This window comes from Alcaligenes faecalis (assembly GCF_005311025.1).
GTDB classification, from domain to species: Bacteria; Pseudomonadota; Gammaproteobacteria; order Burkholderiales; family Burkholderiaceae_B; genus Alcaligenes; species Alcaligenes phenolicus.
This window is the reverse complement of record NZ_CP031747.1, coordinates 3,372,106-3,389,984: the sequence shown is the minus strand read 5'-3', so window position 1 is coordinate 3,389,984 and position 17,879 is coordinate 3,372,106. Positions and strand designations below refer to the sequence as shown.

Genomic DNA, 17,879 nt, shown 5'->3' with positions numbered 1-17,879 from the left:
ACAGTAGCTGTCGCAGCCTGCGACTGGAGGTCGTTCCATTATGGAGGCGGGCGAGCTCAGGATCGAGTCGGGACAATCGCTAGCTAGTTTGGCACGTTATTTGCTTTAGTTAAATCAGGATAAAGGCACCCCTAACCTTTCCCTGCGGTGCACGTCTTGTGACACCGAACTAAATCAATAAGGAGACATCATGAATCTGTCCGATCTCAAATCCATGGGCCTGGATCTGGAATTCCCTTTCAAATCCCGTTACGACAACTACATTGGTGGACGTTGGGTGCCGCCGGTCGAAGGCGAGTATTTTGATAACGTCTCGCCCGTGACCGGGCAGGTGTTTTGCCAGGTAGCCCGCTCGGGTGCAGCGGACATTGACCTGGCGCTGGACGCCGCGCACAAGGTGCGCCATCAGTGGGCCAATACCCCGCCTGCCGAGCGCTCCGCCGTCTTGCTGCGCATTGCGGACCGTATCGAGCAAAACCTGGAACGTCTGGCGGTGGCAGAGACCATCGACAACGGCAAACCCATCCGTGAAACCCGCGCGGCTGACTTGCCTTTGGCCGTCGACCATTTCCGCTACTTTGCCGGTTGCCTGCGCGCCCAAGAGGGCAGCATCTCGGATGTGGACAGCACCACTGTTGCCTACCACTTCCACGAGCCTATCGGTGTGGTCGGCCAGATCATCCCCTGGAACTTCCCGCTGCTGATGGCCGCCTGGAAACTGGCCCCCGCCCTGGCGGCCGGTTGCCCCATCGTCCTGAAACCCGCCGAGCAAACTCCCGCTTCCATCCTGCTGCTGATGGAAATCATCGGTGACTTGCTGCCCGCTGGCGTACTGAACGTCGTCACCGGCTACGGTAAAGAAGCAGGCCATGCCTTGGCCAACTCCAAGCGCATCGCCAAAATCGCCTTTACTGGCTCCACCCCCGTCGGCCGTGAAATCCTGCACGCGGCTGCCGACCGCCTGATCCCCGCTACGGTAGAGCTGGGCGGCAAGAGTCCCAACATCTTCTTTGAAGACGTGATGCAGGCTGATGATGCCTTCCTGGACAAAGCCCTGGAAGGTTTGAGCATGTTTGCTCTGAACCAGGGCGAGATTTGCACATGCCCATCGCGTATCCTGATTCAGGAATCCATCTACGAGCGCTTTATTGAGCGTGCCGTGGAGCGAGTCAAACGGATTCAGACCGGCAACCCGCTCAATGCCGGGACAATGGTGGGCGCGCAGGTGTCCGAGAAACAGATGGAGCGCATCCTGGGCTACATCAATATCGGTCGGGAAGAGGGCGCACAAGCCTTGACCGGTGGCGAACGCAATCGTCTGGGTGAAGGCCTGGATAATGGCTACTACATCAGCCCAACCATGCTGCTGGGTAAAAACAGCATGCGCACCTTCCAGGAAGAAATCTTCGGACCGGTGGCCGCTGTGACCACTTTCAAGGACGAAGAAGAAGCCATCGCCATCGCCAACGACACCGAGTTTGGCCTGGGCGCTGGTGTCTGGAGCCGCGACGGCTCGCGTGCCTACCGCGTAGGCCGTGGCATCGAAGCTGGCCGCGTCTGGACCAACTGCTATCACCTGTACCCCGCCCACGCCGCCTTCGGTGGCTACAAGCAATCCGGCATCGGCCGCGAAACCCACAAGATGGCCCTCAATAACTACCAGCAAACCAAGTGCCTGCTGGTCAGCTACAGCCCGAACGCCCTGGGCTTCTTCTGATCCTTTGATCTATTCGTAGTGTTGTAAGACCTCCCCCCATGCAATATGGGGGGATTCCCTCCTTGCGCGCTCTCAGTTCGTATACCCCCGAGGTCGCAGGGATTCTCTTCGGTCATTAATAAGGAATACGCACCATGACAGTCTCGGAATTCTTTATCCCCTCGCACAATATTCTTGGCCCCGGCGCACTGGACCAGGCCATGCCGATTGTCGGGAAAATGGGCTTCAAAAAAGCCCTGATCATTACTGACGCCGATCTGGCCAGGCTGGGTATGGCGAAGCTGGTGGCTGACAAGCTGATTGCACAGGGCATCAATACCGCGATTTTTGATCAGGTGCAGCCTAATCCTACCGTTGGTAATGTGAATGCTGGCCTGGATGCCTTGAAAGCGCACGGCTCAGACCTGATCGTATCCCTGGGCGGCGGTTCGTCGCATGACTGTGCCAAAGGCGTCGCCCTGGTCGCCAGTAACGGCGGCAAGATTGCAGACTACGAAGGCGTAGATAAATCCGCTAAGCCGCAACTACCACTGCTGGCAATCAACACCACAGCAGGCACAGCGTCCGAGATGACACGCTTCACCATCATCACAGATGAAACCCGTCACGTAAAAATGGCGATCATTGACCGCCACATCACACCGTTCCTGTCAGTGAACGACTCTGACCTGATGGAAGGCATGCCCGCGTCGCTAACTGCTGCTACTGGCATGGATGCACTGACCCACGCCGTCGAGGCCTACGTATCCACAATCGCTACCCCCATCACCGACGCCTGTGCGGTGAAAGTGGTAGAGCTGGTTGCTAAGTACTTGCCGGTCGCTGTGCGCGAGCCGCATAACAAGAAAGCCCGTGAACAAATGGCCTACGCGCAGTTCCTGGCGGGGATGGCATTCAATAATGCGTCTCTGGGCTATGTCCACGCCATGGCGCACCAGCTAGGTGGCTTCTACGATCTGCCGCACGGAGTCTGTAATGCCCTGCTGCTGCCGCATGTGCAGGCTTTCAATATGCAGGTGGCGGGGGAGCGATTGAATGAAATCGGCAAGCTGCTATCGGATAACAATGCAGATCTGAAAGGTCTGGATGTTATCGCGGCGATTAAAAAGCTGGCGGATATTGTGGGGATTCCGAAGTCGTTGGAAGAACTGGGCGTGAAACGGGAGGATTTCCCGGTGCTGGCAGATAACGCGCTTAAGGATGTCTGTGGCGCGACTAATCCGATTCAGACGGATAAGAAGACGATTATGGGGATTTTTGAGGAGGCGTTTGGGGTGAGGTAAGGGATAAGGCAGGAAAGGGGCCAAGTATTACTATGCGGGTTTTTCTATTGATTAGTAAATCATGGGAAATACTTGAAGCCCCGTATGTGGTTTTTTATTCCTGCTATTTTGATGCTATTGTTGCAGTGGTTTTCGAAAATACTTAGATTGCGTTGCAGATTATAGAATTGGTTGATCGTAACCTATTGTATTTTTGGATCTTAATGGGGTTCTGAGTTTATAGGTTTAGAACTCGACCGTGATCGAGAGCTGTGTAGCGAGTTTTCTTTCTTCAACGGATTTGCGTGTGTGTTCGAACTCGGCTTTCCCCTTGTAGAGCTTACTCATTACTTCGAGCTTTACTCCCATGGAATGGTCAAAAATACGGCTCACATCTCGAGAACTGTCTAATGTAACTTCGTGACGTCGTAGCTTGTTTGATCGTGCTTGGCACATAGCTAGCAGGCCGCTGAAAAGAGTGTCTCTACCTAAGTTGCATTGGTTTATTAGGGTGTTTGCGGCCTCGATATCGGGGTCTCCTCCGTCTGCTTCTGTATTGAGTTGCATAATGGATTTTTCGAGATTTTTGCTTAGGCTGGACTGATTTATTTCTGCCGAAGCATCGGCGTTGATGCCTGGGCCTCCGCCACCAATGCCTAGGCTGGACTTCATGTCGTTGCTTGAGCCTAGTTGTATGCCCTCTAAATTCGTTACTGCTACTTTCCGGGCGCCAAGGAAGACACAGAACTGAACAAATAGACTGTATTTACGCAAAACCACATCCTCTGAAACCTCTCCAATAGGTACAAATTCGTTGGAGTAAACGGGCTTCACCACGATATTGCCTGCGTGTATTTCTGATGGGGAAATTAAGTGCACTACTCTTTCGATTTCTTCGGTATTTAAGGGGAGGCGAAGGATTTCGGTGTCAATGCTGGGTTCAGTGAATAGTGCATATTCTGCTTGTGATTGTTCTTTAAGATCATTTATGAAAGTCTCGTCTACAATAAAAATTTTACTAGTGTATGGCTTGATAAAAGGCTGCATTACTTTGTTCCCGCCTTTCGGCAAAATAGTAGACTTAAAAAAACTAGTATTCGAGGCTTCGTTATATAGCAGAAAAGATTGGAGAATTGTTCTCTTCCTGAAGGGCTCAATTCCCGGGACATGTATGTCAACTGGTGGGGTAGACTAGCAAGCGTTCCCCCTCGGTGTTCACTAAAAATATCAAACAGTAAAAGGATAGGTGAAATACGACCATCGACATCTAACGTAGCAGGAGACAGCTTAATCAATGCAGGGCCTGAAAAAGTAGCATAGCAACTTAAGTTGTCTGACTGCGCATAGCAGCGACCGGTCGTTGTAATTAAGTCTAGCGCGTATTGAAGCTGCGGAATTTGAATGTCATTGTTGCGAATAAGGCTCCAGCTGCCGTCTAGGTTATTTACGCTCCAGAACTGCGTATCACCCGAATTATCTAGCGCCTGTGCATATAGGTAAGAATTATTTTTCAGATCAAGCATTGGCGTCACGAACAATGCTGTTAATTAGTTGTTGAAAATTATTCTCGTCCATTAAGTTAACCGCATACATATAGCATTTCACTTCCGAGGTGTATTCGAGAAAGTGCTTAGCTATTTCATCATCATGCAGTTGATTGTTAACTTCTTCTGGTTTTATGTGGCTTAGGTGTGATTTGTCGATGTGGGTGAAAATAATATGAAGTGTTTTGTTTTGTTTTTCGCAATCTAGTAATTTTTCAACTGTTTTTTTTAAATCATGTCGTACGGCTGCTTGATATTCTTTTTCGTGTGTTAGCCCCAAGTTAACTAAGTAAAAAACTTGCTCATGAGTACGTACAAGGTCCAGCCAGTCAGCTAGGCGATCTTTGGTTCCTGGCATATCGACAATTTCATTGATCAGGTATCTATTTCCATCTAATTCAATTGGTGGAATGCTTGTGTACACCTGCTTGGATGTGGATGCTTCTTTTCGTTCCACTATCACAGATCGACGGCAGAGTCGTGCAATGAATGTTGTCTTCCCTACATTCGGGCGACCCCAGATAGCAAAGCGTTTCAATGACACTGTATTTGAAGGAGAGGGAGGGTCATCCTCACTATAGTATTTATATATTGCTGCTCCAACGCTTGAAAGGAGAACTGCAGCACCACCAATGAGATAAGGCAACATGAGGTTTTTATGTGGGTTGGTTATCAGGATGACAAGCGGACACTTGCTTGGGAGCAAGTGAAAGAGAGATATAGAATAGCTATACCCCAATGCCGTAATGATACCGTTAGTTACGTCTGTTGAGGTCTATATATATTAGGCTCTAGGAGGATGGTTGGGTTGTGTTTTACTATCGTTGAGTATGTAGTTCGCCTCATCCCCGGCATAGCACAAGAATGCCCTCCATCCACCGGCAAACAAACCCCTGTAATAAACCCCGCCGCATCCGAAGCTAAAAACACCGCTGCATTCGCAATATCCCACGGTGTCCCCGTCCTCTTCATCGGCACCGCATTAGCCCGCTGCTCCTTGATATGTTCAATCGAATCATATTGAGCCGCAATCTGCTGATAAACCAGTGGCGTATCAATCACCCCCGGCAAAATGGCATTCGCCCGTATTCCTTTATCAGCAAACTCCAATGCCGTAGCAACGGTAGCCTGATTCAGCGCCGCCTTAGACGCGTAATAAGCGAAGTAAGAGTAGCCACTCCAACGGATTGAAGCCAGGGAAGATATATTAGTAATCACTCCCGAGCCTTGTTTTAGAAAGTGCGGTAATACAGCGCGAGTGGTTCGCAGAATGGATCCGACGTTAATATCCATGGTCTTTTGGAATAGAGCATCGTCTATATCTAATGGCCCACCCGCAGGTGCAATGCCTACGTTGTTATGCAGGACATCGATTTTTCCGAAATGCTCTATAGCTAAGGTCACTGTCTTTTCCACCGTCTCGGTATCACAAACATCCGCCTCCAAAGCCAGCGCTTCTCCACCTTCCCCAAGAATATGATCCGCGCTGCGTTTAGCAGCCGCCAAATCCTTATCCACACAAACCACCTGCGCCCCGGCCCTGGCATAGGCCACCGCCGCCGCTTTCCCGTTATTCCAATCCTCCAGGGGCGCGCCCGCCCCAAAAACCACTACTGTTTTGCCTTGCAAGCTTTGCGTAAAAACGGCGGAGTCATGTTGCTGTGTCATAGCCATATCTCTTACAGAAAACCAATCGAAATCCAGGGGAGGGCAACTACGAAGACCAGGCCAATCAGCAAGGCCAGCATGTAGCCCCAGATCGGTCGGATGCCTTCATCCGGGTTGACGCGGGCGATGGCACAGGCGGTGTAGTAACCGACGCCGAAGGGTGGTGCGAACAGGCCCAGGCCCATGGAAAGAATCACGATCATGGCGTAGTGCACGTCATGCACTTCCATGACTCGGGCGATGGGGAACAGCAGCGGGCCAAAGAGCACAATGGCGGGGATGCCTTCGAGCAGGCTGCCCAGGATGATGAAGGCGATCACCGACACAATCAGGAAGCCCATGCGGCCTCCGGGCAGGGTTTGCATGAACTGGGCCAGCTCGCGGGAGAAGCCGGATTGGGTCAAGGCCCAGGCCATGCCGGAGGCTGCACCGATGATGATCAGGATGGCTCCTGACAGAACGGCGGTATCCACCAGCATGGGGTAGAGTTTGCGCCAATCGAACTGGCGGTAGATGACCAGGCCCGCGATCATGGCGTAGACGATGCCAATGGTGGAGACTTCCGTTGCCGTGGCGACGCCTTTTACTACGGCGGCGCGGATGACGAAGGGCAGGGCCAGTGCAGGCAGGGCGATCAGAAAAAGCTTCAGGGCTTCTTTGGCGGGTGTGCGCTGAATGTTGGAGAGGTCCTCGTGGCGGTTGCGCCAGCCTACGACCACACACAGGCCGATGCCCAGCACCAGGGCGGGCAACATGCCGCCGGTAAACAGGGCGGCGATGGAAACACTGGCAACTGAGCCGATGGTGATCAGCACAATAGACGGTGGGATGGTTTCTGTTTGTGCGCCAGTTGCGGATAGCAGGGCGACCAGTTCGCCTTCCTTGGCGCCGCGCTTGGTCATTTCCGGGAACAGCGCGGGTGCGATGGCAGCCATATCAGCCGCTTTGGAGCCGGAGATGCCGGACACCAGATACATGGCACCAATCAGCACATAAGACAGGCCACCTTTTACATGACCCAACAGGCTGGCCAGAAACTGCACCATGGCGCGTGCCATGCCGGTCATCTCCAGCAGCAGGCCCAGGAAAATAAAGGTGGGGATGGCCAGCAGCATCAGGTGCGACATGCCCTCGTCCATGCGACCAACCAGGGTCATGACGGGAACGCGGGTGGTCAGGGCCAGATAGCCCAGTGTGGCCAGGGCAAAGGTAAAGGCAATAGGTACGCTGGTCAGTACGCTGACGCCCACAATCAGTACAAAGAAGATCACCAGGTTCAGGTAGCCCAGCCCTTGCAGGTAGGGCTTGATCAGCCAGACCACTAAAGCCAGAGCCAATACGCTCAAGACAGCCCAAATGGCTTTAGGCTGGCGTATCACCTCCGCCATCTTGCCCAGACCAAAGATCAGCGCCAGCCCGAAACCGACCGGCAAGGCCGAGGCACGCCAGGCGTTGGAGATTTCCAGGGCAGAGGTGGTGATGAAGGCCTCTTCCATCGCAAAATCAATCGCTGGATACAGGATCAGGGCGAAGAACAATGTGGTGGCCGTGATGGCAAAAGCGGTAAAGAAGGGCTCCCATTCACTGCCCAGGCGCGAAACCACGGCGGTCATGCGCATATGGGAAAAGCGATAGGTGGCCAGGGCGGCCCCAAAGGTGGTCAGCCACAGGAAGAGAATGCCGCCCAGCTCGTCGGACCAGGTCAGTGGTGCATGCAATACATAGCGCGACACCACGCCCGAGAGCAAGAGAACAATGACTAAGGCCAGCAGAATCGCACTGATAAAGGCCGTCGCTTTAAACAAGCAAGTTTCAAATTTCTGCCACAGCGGTGGCTGTTCCTGTATCTGCAGGTTCTGACTGTCATTTGTCATTGTGCTGTGCCCCTGGCTTATAAACTACCGACGACGGATTCCAATTGCTCCCAGCCTGTTGCCGGGAACTTCTTCTTCCATTCGGCATAGAAACCGGCATCAATCAGACGCTGCTTGAAGGCGGCGGTATCGGCCTGGACGAATTGCATGCCTTTGCCTTCCAGATCGCTTTGCAATTGCTCGGATAGGGCCAGCAAGTCGGCACGTTCCTGTACGGCGCTCTGGTTCAGGTTCTTGCGCACAATTTCCTGAATATCCTCGGGCAGGCCGTCGAAGTTGCGGCGGTTGGCCAGCAGCCAGAAACCGTCCCACATATGGTTGGTCATGGCGCAGTACTGCTGCACTTCGTACAGCTTCAGGGTGGAAATCACGGCCAGCGGGTTTTCCTGGGCATCGACAATCTTGGTCTGCAAGGAGGAGTACAGCTCGTTGGCGTTGATGGTGGCCGGAGCAGCACCCAAGGAGCTGAACAGCGAGGTCCACATGGAGGAGGGCGGAACGCGAATCTTCATGCCGCTGATGTCAGCCGGAGTAGCGGCGGCGCGGCCCGAACTGGTGATCTGGCGATAGCCGTTGTCCCAGATTTGTTCAAAGGCAAACAGGGAGCGGGTTTTGGCGATCTCGGCACGAATGAACTCGCCCAGACCGCCATCCATGGCTTTCCAGACCTGGTCGTAATCTTTGAACGCAAAGCCCAGGCCGCTGATGGCGCTGGAGGGAACCAGGGTAGAGAGCACCACACCGGACAAGCACAGGAAATCAATAGCGCCCGAGCGGATCTGGCTCATCACATCGGTCTGCGAACCCAATTGGTCCGAGGGGAAGATGCGCAGGTCAAAGCGCCCATTCGTTTGTTCCCGAATGCGGTCTGCGGCTTCAACCATGCGGACATGTAAGGGGTGATGGGTGGGCACGCTGTGCGCAATGCGATACTCGAATTCGGCAGCTTGAGCAGATTTGGAAAAGCTCAATGCCCAGGGCAGGGTGCTGCTGGCAGCAACTGTTTTCAGAAATGTGCGACGCTTCATTTTTTAATCTCCTGTGGGGTCCATTTAATGGACCTATAGATTTATGTAAGCTGACCTGCTGCATTACAAGACAGGCCTGAAATTAGGACAACCTAGTATTTTTACCTACAGGATTTACGTAAATATTTAATATACTGCCCAAAATACTTCGCTAAAGGGCGGTTCACGTATTCCAATCTGAATCACTAAGTGGTCCAATATACGGACCTATATTATCAAGAGTGTGAAAATGGATTCCAAAGAGAGCCCAGAGTCGATTTCTTCCAGCCAAACCCTGGATAGGGCCGTGCAAGTCATGCAGGTGGTCGTAGGCCTGCGTAACCAGGGCATAGGCTTGAGTGATGTCGTGAAAAAGGTCGAGTTGACCAAGCCCACCACCCGTCGCCTGTTATTGGCTTTGATGGGCAATGGCTTGATTGAGCAGGACCCGGTATCGCGCAAATATTTTCCCGGCCCCGAGCTGTATTCCTTGGGGCTGATGGCAGCGCATCGTTTTGGCATTCAGCGCATTGCCGAACGCAGCTTGGCGCGTATTGCCAAGGTGTCGGGCGACAGCGCGCTGCTCAGCGTGCAGCGCGGCTATGAAACCGTCTGTCTGGCTCGCGAGGAAGGGCATCATCCCTTGCGCTCGCATGTGTTGCAGCCGGGGGATCGTCACCCCTTGGGTTGTGGCGCCAGTGGGATTGCATTTCTGGCGGCCATGACGGATGAGCAGATTGGCGAAGCACTGGAGGCCAATGCCGAGCGCCTGCGCCAGTACCCCCAGTTGAGCACCGACATTCTGTGGGATCTGGTGGCCGAGACGCGTGAGCAAGGCTATGCCTTTAACCGTGGTTTTATTTTTGAAGGTTCCTGGGGGGTGGCGGTTTGCGTTTCTCATCCCACCAGTGGCATGCCGGCTTCCCTGGCCATCGCCAGTGTAGAGAGCCGCTTGCGCAACAAGCGACATGAGGAGCTGGTGGCGCTTTTGTTGGAAGAGAAGGCGTACATCGAGTCTTTGAAGATTGGGGAACAAGTTACGGGCCCTTGAGCAGCTATTTCAGCTTTTCAGGGGCGAGCGATTCATTGATCAAATTTCTACGTTCAAGGAAAACTATGTCTGGACACGCATGTATTGTGGGATGGGCACATACCCCGTTTGGAAAGCTGGATAACATCGACATTGAAGAATTGATTCAAGCCGTGGTCAGGGATTCGATTGCGCATGCCGGCATACAGGCCAGCGACATCGATTTTGCGGCTGTGGGTGTCTATAACAATGGCTTGAATCCCCAAGGGTTTGAGGCCGGATTGTTGTCCCTGCATCAGCCTGATCTGCGTTTCACACCTGCCGTGCACGTAGAAAATGCGTGCGCCACGGGTAGTGCCGCTATTCATAGCGTGATGGATGCGATTGAAAGCGGCCGTGCCCGCATTGGTATTGCTGTCGGTGCGGAAAAAATGACGGGCGTGCCTCCTGGCCGTATTCCTGAAATTCTCAGCTCCGGCTGCTATCGCAAGGAAGAGGACAATCCGCTGGGCTTTGCGGGGATTTTTGGTCAGATCACCCAGGCTTACTTTGATCGTTATGGCGACCAGAGCCACTCTTTGGCGCAGATTGCCGCCAAGAATCATGTGAATGCCCTGGCCAACCCTTACGCCCATGTGCGCCGTGATCTGGGTCTGGAGTTCTGCGATCAGGTTTCGGAAAAGAACCCTCTGGTGGCCGGCCCGCTGCGCCGCACCGACTGCTCCATGGTGTCCGACGGGGCTGCCGCGCTGATTCTGGCAGATGAAGAAACCGCCCGTGCCTTGCGCCGCGCGATTCGCTTCCGCTCCCGAGTGCAGGTCAATGATTTCATGCCTCTGTCGCGCCGCGACCCGATTGCGTTTGAAGGGGCGCATCGTGCCTGGCAGCAGGCTCTGTCCAAAGCCGGTGTAGGCATTCTGGATCTGGATCTGGTGGAAACCCACGACTGTTTTACTACCGCCGAAATGCTGGAGTACGAAGCCATGGGTCTGGCTCCGCGTGGCGAGGGCTGGAAAGTGATTCTGGAAGGTCGCACCCGTAAGGATGGTCAGTTGCCGGTGAACGTCTCCGGTGGCCTGAAAGCTCGCGGTCACCCTCTGGGCGCAACCGGTGTTTCCATGCACGTGATGGCCGCCATGCAGCTGGCTCAGGAAGCCGGTGACATGCAGTTGCCGCAGGCGGAACTGGCTGGCATCTTCAATATGGGTGGTGCGGCTGTGGCTAACTATGTGTCGATTCTGGAACGCTTGAAATGATGACAAATGCCGTGGTACAGCCCATGTCGAATCGGGCCATGAACTTGTCGCACCTGCTGACCCAGAATGCGCGTCGTCTGCCGGATCAACCCGCGCTGATCTGGGGCGAGGAAAGCTGGAGCTGGAAGGAGCTGGACGCCCAGGTGTCAGCCTTGGCGGCGGGCCTGAAGGCCCGTGGTGTGCAGGCTGGCAGCGCGATTCTGGTGCACTCCAAAAACAGCAATGAGATGTTCCTCTCCATGTTCGCCGCTTTCCGTCTGGGGGCGATCTGGGTGCCGACCAACTTCCGCGTCAAGCCCGAAGAGTTGCTGCATATGGTGGAGGTGTCTGGCAGCACGGTATTCCTGTGCCAGACGGACTTCCCTGAACATGCGGAAACCGTCACCCAGCATTTCCCGCAGATGGACTTGCTGTGGTTGCGCGGTACACCAGCACCAGCCGATTCGCGCCCCTTGGTGGCAGATCTGTTAAGGGATCATGCGGGTGCCGTTACGCCGAATGCCGATGTGTTTTCCAACACACCTTGCTGGCTGCTGTTTACCTCCGGTACGACGGGCAAGCCCAAGGCCGCTGTGTTGACGCACGGGCAAATGGCCTTTGTCCTGACCAATCATCTGGCTGATCTCTTGCCCGGTACACGCAGCGAAGATGGTGGTCTGGTGCTGGCTCCCTTGTCGCATGGTGCAGGTGTGCATCAGTTGAATCTGGTGTTGCGTGGCGCAAAAACCGTGCTCTTGCCGGGCGACAGCTTCAGTACCGAACAAGCCTTTGCCTTGATCGAAAAGTACAAGCTCAGCACCTTGTTCACAGTACCGACGATTTTGAAGTTGCTGGCCGAGTGCCCGCATATCGATCAGTACGATCACTCCAGCCTGCGTCATGTGATCTATGCCGGTGCACCCATGTACGAGGCGGATTTGCGTCTGGCGCTGGAGAAGTTCGGTCCGGTGCTGGTGCAGTACTACGGCCTGGGCGAGGTGACGGGCAATATCACCGTGCTGCCGTCTTTTGATCATCAAGATGCTGATGGTCGTATCAGCCATCCCGCCAGTTGTGGCTACGAGCGTGCGGGCATGCAGGTGTCCATTCAGGACGAACAAGGTCGGGAAGTGGCGTATGGCGAAACTGGCGAGGTCTGCGTAATTGGCCCAGCCGTGTTTGCGGGCTACTACAACAATCCCAAGGCCAATGCCGAGTCCTTCCGCAATGGCTGGTTTCGCACGGGCGATATCGGCCATATGGACGAGCGTGGCTATGTGTACCTGACCGGGCGTGCTTCTGATATGTACATCTCGGGCGGCTCCAACATTTACCCGCGCGAGATCGAGGAATACATCCTGCTGCACGGTGCAATTACTGAAGTGGCGGTGGTGGGTGTGCCGGATCGTCAGTGGGGTGAAGTCGGAGTGGCAGTGTGTGTCTTGAAAGAAGGGGCCGCCTTGACGGAGGCCGAGCTGCGCAGCTGGCTGAGCGAGCGCATCGCCCGCTACAAGATGCCCAAGTACATCCAGTTCTGGGATTCCCTGCCCAAGTCCGGCTACGGCAAGGTGCCCAAGCGCATGGTGAAAGATGAGCTGATGAAATGCTTGCCGCAGCTGGCACAGGAGGCACCATGCTAAGAGAGGTCAAGCATCCTGGCGTTCAGCGGGCTCAGCCTTATATGCTGGCCCCTTGCCAGACGGAAAGTCATACCCAGACCTTGCGGGCCGGGCATTCCTTGCTGGATGCCTTTCGCCTTGCGGGGGAGGCGCATGATCTGTACAGCGCGGTCGGGCGTTTCAAAGGCGGGCAGTTTGCGGACCTGCATTATGTGATGCCGGCGCTGTCTTCCTCGCCCGATCATTCGGTGTACTACAGCCAGCTTTATACACACCCCGGTCCGGTTCAGATTGAGCAGGCCAGTGTGACTCTGGGGCGCAAACCAGATGGCCAGTTATGGCTGCACTGTCATGCCGCCTGGCGTGACTCTGAAGGACAGTTGCAGGCCGGGCATATTCTCCCGGACCAAACGATTTTGGGTGGTTCGCCGGAGCTGGATATTAGCTATGTCCGCGGCGCAGCCTTTGAGACTCTGCCTTGCCCGGAAACGAATTTCAGCTTGTTCACGCCTGTCGCCAGACCCGAGCACTTGTCAGTCCAGGCTCAGCCTGAAAGCCCGAAAAGCTGGATTGTGACCTTGGCCCCGAACCAGAATATCTCGGCTGTCTTGCGGGCTATCTGTCAGGAGCTGGGCCTGACGCGTGCCGTCATCCGCGGTGGTGTCGGGAGTTTGGTCGGGGCGATCCTGGAGCCTGAGATCGTTGTCGAACCTTTTGTCACTGAGGTGCTGATTGAGGAAGGGCGGATTGACCTGAGCCTGCCCGCCGAGCAACAAGTGCAACTGGACGTGATCATTATTGATTATCAGCATGGCGTGCATCGTGGTCGTTTGAAACCGGAGGTGAACTCTGTGCTGGTGACTTTTGAAATGGTTCTGGAGGCAGCCTGATGCAAGATTCCTGGATGGTAGTGACGGGGGCGGCGTCGGGCATAGGGCTGGCAACGGTCGAGTTGTTGCTGGAGCAGGGCGCGTATGTGCTGGCTCTGGATAATAATGCCGAGAAACTGGACTCTTTGACAGAGCAGTTCAATCGTTACGGCGATCATCTGGCCGCCGAGCTGCTGGATATTACCGACGAAGCGCGTATTGCTCCTTTGCTGAAGCGCTATCACGCCCAACGTCCTGTGGGCGGCCTGGTGAACTCGGCTGGCTTTGGACGTGATGTGACGTTTCTGGAAACGGACTCGGCCTTGCTACGGGCAACCTTCGAGGTCAATGTGCTGGCGGCTTTCAGCATCAGCCGGGAAGCGGCCTTGTTGATGCGCGAGTACAAGCAGGGCGCGATTGTACATATTTCCTCGGTGTCGGGTCTGCTTGGTAATCGTGGGCGTGCCGCCTATGGCATTACCAAGGCGGGTTTGATCAACCTGACGCAGGTCATGGCCAATGAGCTGGCCCAGGAAGGCATACGGGTGAATTGTGTGTGTCCTGGTCCGATCATGACGCCATTGGCCATGCAGGTGCACACGGAGCAGGTGCAGGAAACCTGGAAATCTGCCGTGCCCATGCATCGCTATGGCACGCCGCGTGAGGTAGCGCAGGCGATCTGCTTTTTGCTGGATACCGAAAAAGCAGCCTATATGACCGGGCAGGTCATCAGTGTGGACGGTGGTTTTGTGAATACCGGCCTGCTGGCCTGAGGATGATGTGGTGATTCGAGCAGGCAGGAAAAAGGGGCTGTAAAACAGCCCCTTTTTTGCGCGTACCGCACTGGGCGGCACGACGTCTTTCTTACATCACGCGGCTGCGGTATTCGCCAGTGCGGGTGTCGATTTCGATCTTGTCGCCGATGTTGCAGAACAGAGGCACGCTGATTTCGGTGCCCGTGTTGATCTTGGCAGGCTTCAGCACTTTACCGGAGGTATCGCCTTTCACGGCAGGTTCGGTGTAGGTGATTTCGCGCACGATGATGGTGGGCAGTTCAACCGAAATAGCACGGCCTTCGTAGAAAACGGCCTCAACGGACATGTTTTCTTCCAGGTAATCCAGGGCGTCGCCCATGCTTTCAGCTTCGATTTCGTACTGGTTGTACTCTTCGTCCATGAAGACGTACATGGGGTCAGCAAAGTAGGAGTAAGTGCATTCGCGCTTTTCCAGCTGGACCACTTCAAATTTTTCGTCAGCTTTGTGCACGGCTTCGCTGTTCGAGCCGGTCAGCAGGTTCTTGAACTTCAATTTGACAACGGCGGAGTTGCGACCGGATTTGTTGTATTCCGTTTTCTGAACGACCAGAGGGTCGCCATTAACCATCGCGACGTTACCAACGCGCAGTTCTTGTGCGGTTTTCATTAAAAAAACTCCGAATGGGACAGGCTCCGCCAAACGCAGTGTCAGGGAGCTTTTAAGAGGTAATCCGTTATTTTAGCGTTTTCGGGCGACTTGGGTGTAAAAACTCAGCAAACTGCTGGCCAAATCGGCTTGTTCAGCCAGTTTTTCACTATAAGCACGGGCTTCTTGTTGCCATAGACGCAACACCTTGGGGTCCAGGCAGCGGCTCAAGGCAGTGGCGGCACCGGCCTGATCGGCACTGCTCCAGGCCAGATGCAGGGCTTGAACCGGCTTGGGCAAATTGCCGGTATCCAGCCAGGCTTGCAGCTTGTCCAGATGGGCCTGTTCTTCCTGTACGTAAGGCTGCCACAGCATGGGCTGAGCGGCCCAGATGGCGCGTACCAGGGAGTCCTCGCCACGCACAATATTCAGCGTGCTACGCCAGAGCAGGGCATCAAAATCGGCCTGATTCACAGCGGGGATGCGCTGAACTTGCAAGTGGCCTTGCTCCAGATCCGGGATACCTTGGGCAACAGACTCGGGCACCAGCAGGAGGGTTTTCTGCTTTAGTGTAGATAGCACTTCGGGCAGGGCCAGGACGGGCGCATCGGGATAGCAGAACAGGAACATTTGCTGCATCTCGCCCTGGAGCAGAGCTTGAATGTGCTCCTGCGCCACGCCCAGACGACTCAGTATGGCCTGGTAGGCAGCATCGTCCCTTTGAAAGGCATCGCGACGGGCCAGCAGATCGCTTTCACGCAGCAGCCCCCCTGTTTGCGGGACAAAGCCGGGAAAGAAAAAATATTTGTTCGCACCACCGGCTTGTGGGGAGGGCAGGCCGTGGCAGCCCTGTACCCAGGGTTCGGCGCTCAGGTAATCCAGATTGATCCACACATGGCTATCTGCCGTCAGTTGCCGTGTCATGGCTTCGGGCGGTTCGCAGGCAAAGGCCTCGATCACGAAGGGATGTGCTGCGGGGTATTCTTGGCGCGCGTCGTGCCAATGCTCAATATCTACGCCTTGCAGCTGCTGGCTTTGCCGTTCGCTTTGAATTTCGGACTGGATACGGCTGAAGCTGTGCAGATCATCTACCCACAGGCGTAGCTGGGCGACCTCGGGTTTGGCAGCTAACTGACGGGCCAGCCGCCAGCACACGCCTATATCCCCCAGATTGTCGATAACACGGCAAAACAGGTCTATGGATACAGGTTGGGAAACAGTAACGGTGTTCAATTTAGTGTAGCTGTACGGGGTCCAGATCGATTTCGTCTGGCAGTTCCGGGTGCTGCATCTCGCCGTTGATGTCCGGGAAGAAGGGCGCGTTGCAATCGTCGCAGGTCTCGGTGGAGTGCAGGCCGGGCAGGCGCTGAATCTGGACCAGACCCAGGGTGCTGAGCAGGGCGGCAATCACGTCCGGGATGTCGATATGGTCATCGCTGTGGAAAGAGGACTCGGCCTCTTCCTGGCTCAATACAGGCCAGATACAGCCATAAATCACGGTGGGCGAGGAAATGGTGCTAAAGCCCACGCGATATTCTTCGACTTGTTCTTCACCGCAAGCAACGATGACCGCACGCAAGTGGTCGGGCGAGAGCTTCACGGCTGTTTGCAGCCAGGTGATACCGGCCTTCAGGGCCAGTGGGCGAATCTCGCGGTCCGACTCGCGGTTATTGACGTAATAAGCGTTGGGAGCCAGAAACTGCAGCTGGCAGCCGGTAAACAACGGCGTGACGATGGCGGAGTAACGCTCCACCCATTGCTCTACCCAGCGCAGGTGGTCGGCTTGCAGATTGTCGCTGGATTGCTGCCAGCGAAACAGGGGCTGACCGACCGGAGCCATGACGACACCAATCAGAAAGCGGGCGTCGGCCAACAGGCTGCTGGCTTCTTCGGGTTTGTTCAGTGGAGCAGGCTCCTGGCTGCGGCCCAGAGCTTGCGCAGTCAGGCTGCGCGTCCAGGCGTAAGCCTGCTGGTAGGTCTGCGGCATCTCGTCGTAATTGACCAGATTGGGCAGCAGGGCGCACATTGTGCCTTCGGCCAGAACCGTGGCGCGCAAGGCCTCTTCCAGTTCCTTGTGTTGCTGGGGTTTCAATACTCCCTGGGGCAGTTGATAGCGTGTCCAGGCGGTCAGCGGGGCCGAAAACAGCAGGGCGTCGTACAGCACACCGTCATGCTCGATTTGCTGACACTCGGCGTGGGACTCGGCCAGTTCCATCAGGATTTCGTAATGCTGGTTTTGTTGCTGGCTGCCCAGCAGTTCCAGTGTCTGTTCAACCGCTGTATTGCGGCGCCCGCTATAGAGCTTGTCCAGCAATTGAGCGGTCAGCCCTTGCCAATAGCGATCTTCGATCTGCGAGCCGGAACGTACCAGTGCGTCGGTGTAATTGATCAGACGCTGGATTTCTTTGGGTTGTTGGGCGAGCAGTTTGGAATTGAGTTGCGACATGGACATACAAAACCGAGAGAGGGACAAGCTAGTTTACCCTTTGCCACGACCGGGGTGTGTGAATGAGGGTAGCCCCTAGGGGATGGCTGGTAGAGTTCTGGTGCTTGCAAAATAGAGGCTGGCGATAATTTGTGCCTTATCAGGCATGTACGCGAGGGGCCGCCTCCATGCACCCGGCGCCTCCCCTGTGAAAAATGGGGAAGCGTC

At 55.0% G+C, this 17,879-nt stretch carries 15 protein-coding genes; 7 read left to right on the top strand and 8 right to left on the bottom strand.

The genetic code is table 11. The features are described from left to right. Positions 1-190: 190 nt before the first annotated feature. Both exaC and D0C27_RS15565 read left to right on the top strand, forming a co-directional pair. Positions 191-1,717 carry an acetaldehyde dehydrogenase ExaC gene (exaC, locus tag D0C27_RS15570; protein ID WP_137431283.1) on the top strand — a complete coding sequence of 509 codons (1,527 nt, stop codon included), beginning with the start codon at positions 191-193 and terminating at the stop codon, positions 1,715-1,717. 134 nt (positions 1,718-1,851) lie between these two features. Next, positions 1,852-3,000, top strand: coding sequence for an iron-containing alcohol dehydrogenase (locus D0C27_RS15565; RefSeq protein WP_137431282.1), 1,149 nt, complete (start codon positions 1,852-1,854; stop codon positions 2,998-3,000). Between the two features lie 225 nt (positions 3,001-3,225). Here D0C27_RS15565 and D0C27_RS15560 read toward each other — a convergent pair whose 3' ends face one another. From D0C27_RS15560 to D0C27_RS15540, 5 genes are all read right to left on the bottom strand, one after another. After that, positions 3,226-4,026, bottom strand: coding sequence for a hypothetical protein (locus D0C27_RS15560; RefSeq protein ID WP_137431281.1), 801 nt, complete (start codon positions 4,024-4,026; stop codon positions 3,226-3,228). 468 nt (positions 4,027-4,494) lie between these two features. After that, on the bottom strand, positions 4,495-5,172 hold the full coding sequence (locus D0C27_RS15555; protein WP_137431280.1) for a GTPase: 678 nt from the start codon (positions 5,170-5,172) through the stop codon (positions 4,495-4,497). Positions 5,173-5,282: 110 nt separating this feature from the next. After that, complete coding sequence (locus D0C27_RS15550) at positions 5,283-6,191, bottom strand: SDR family NAD(P)-dependent oxidoreductase (protein ID WP_137431279.1); 909 nt, start codon at positions 6,189-6,191, stop codon at positions 5,283-5,285. Between the two features lie 11 nt (positions 6,192-6,202). Then, positions 6,203-8,065, bottom strand: coding sequence for a TRAP transporter large permease subunit (locus D0C27_RS15545; protein ID WP_137431278.1), 1,863 nt, complete (start codon positions 8,063-8,065; stop codon positions 6,203-6,205). Positions 8,066-8,082: 17 nt separating this feature from the next. Next, entirely contained in the window at positions 8,083-9,093 is a 1,011-nt protein-coding gene (locus D0C27_RS15540) for a TRAP transporter substrate-binding protein (protein ID WP_060185712.1), read from the bottom strand. Between the two features lie 229 nt (positions 9,094-9,322). Here D0C27_RS15540 and D0C27_RS15535 point away from each other — a divergent pair, with 229 nt between their 5' ends. The 5 genes from D0C27_RS15535 (at position 9,323) to D0C27_RS15515 (ending at position 14,598) form a co-directional block, all read left to right on the top strand. Next, positions 9,323-10,123, top strand: coding sequence for an IclR family transcriptional regulator (locus D0C27_RS15535; protein ID WP_052159332.1), 801 nt, complete (start codon positions 9,323-9,325; stop codon positions 10,121-10,123). 65 nt (positions 10,124-10,188) lie between these two features. Continuing rightward, positions 10,189-11,358: an acetyl-CoA acetyltransferase gene (locus tag D0C27_RS15530; protein WP_137431277.1), complete on the top strand. Its 1,170-nt coding sequence runs from the start codon at positions 10,189-10,191 to the stop codon at positions 11,356-11,358. Beyond that, positions 11,355-12,977, top strand: coding sequence for an acyl-CoA synthetase (locus D0C27_RS15525; protein WP_346763490.1), 1,623 nt, complete (start codon positions 11,355-11,357; stop codon positions 12,975-12,977). Before D0C27_RS15530 ends, D0C27_RS15525 begins: the two co-directional genes overlap by 4 nt. Further along, positions 12,971-13,846, top strand: a complete 876-nt coding sequence (locus D0C27_RS15520; protein ID WP_052159331.1) for a hypothetical protein — start codon at positions 12,971-12,973, stop codon at positions 13,844-13,846. Before D0C27_RS15525 ends, D0C27_RS15520 begins: the two co-directional genes overlap by 7 nt. Further along, entirely contained in the window at positions 13,846-14,598 is a 753-nt protein-coding gene (locus D0C27_RS15515) for an SDR family NAD(P)-dependent oxidoreductase (protein WP_137431275.1), read from the top strand. The genes D0C27_RS15520 and D0C27_RS15515 overlap by 1 nt, the downstream gene beginning before the upstream one ends. A gap of 91 nt (positions 14,599-14,689) precedes the next feature. On the opposite strand, the gene efp is transcribed toward D0C27_RS15515, so the two are convergent. From efp to D0C27_RS15500, 3 genes are all read right to left on the bottom strand, one after another. Further along, positions 14,690-15,247, bottom strand: coding sequence for an elongation factor P (gene efp / locus D0C27_RS15510; protein WP_003802564.1), 558 nt, complete (start codon positions 15,245-15,247; stop codon positions 14,690-14,692). A 72-nt stretch (positions 15,248-15,319) separates the two neighbouring features. Then, positions 15,320-16,459, bottom strand: coding sequence for an elongation factor P maturation arginine rhamnosyltransferase EarP (earP, locus tag D0C27_RS15505; RefSeq protein ID WP_170978588.1), 1,140 nt, complete (start codon positions 16,457-16,459; stop codon positions 15,320-15,322). A gap of 1 nt (position 16,460) precedes the next feature. Continuing rightward, positions 16,461-17,672, bottom strand: a complete 1,212-nt coding sequence (locus D0C27_RS15500; RefSeq protein ID WP_009457724.1) for a DUF2863 family protein — start codon at positions 17,670-17,672, stop codon at positions 16,461-16,463. Positions 17,673-17,879: the final 207 nt, after the last annotated feature.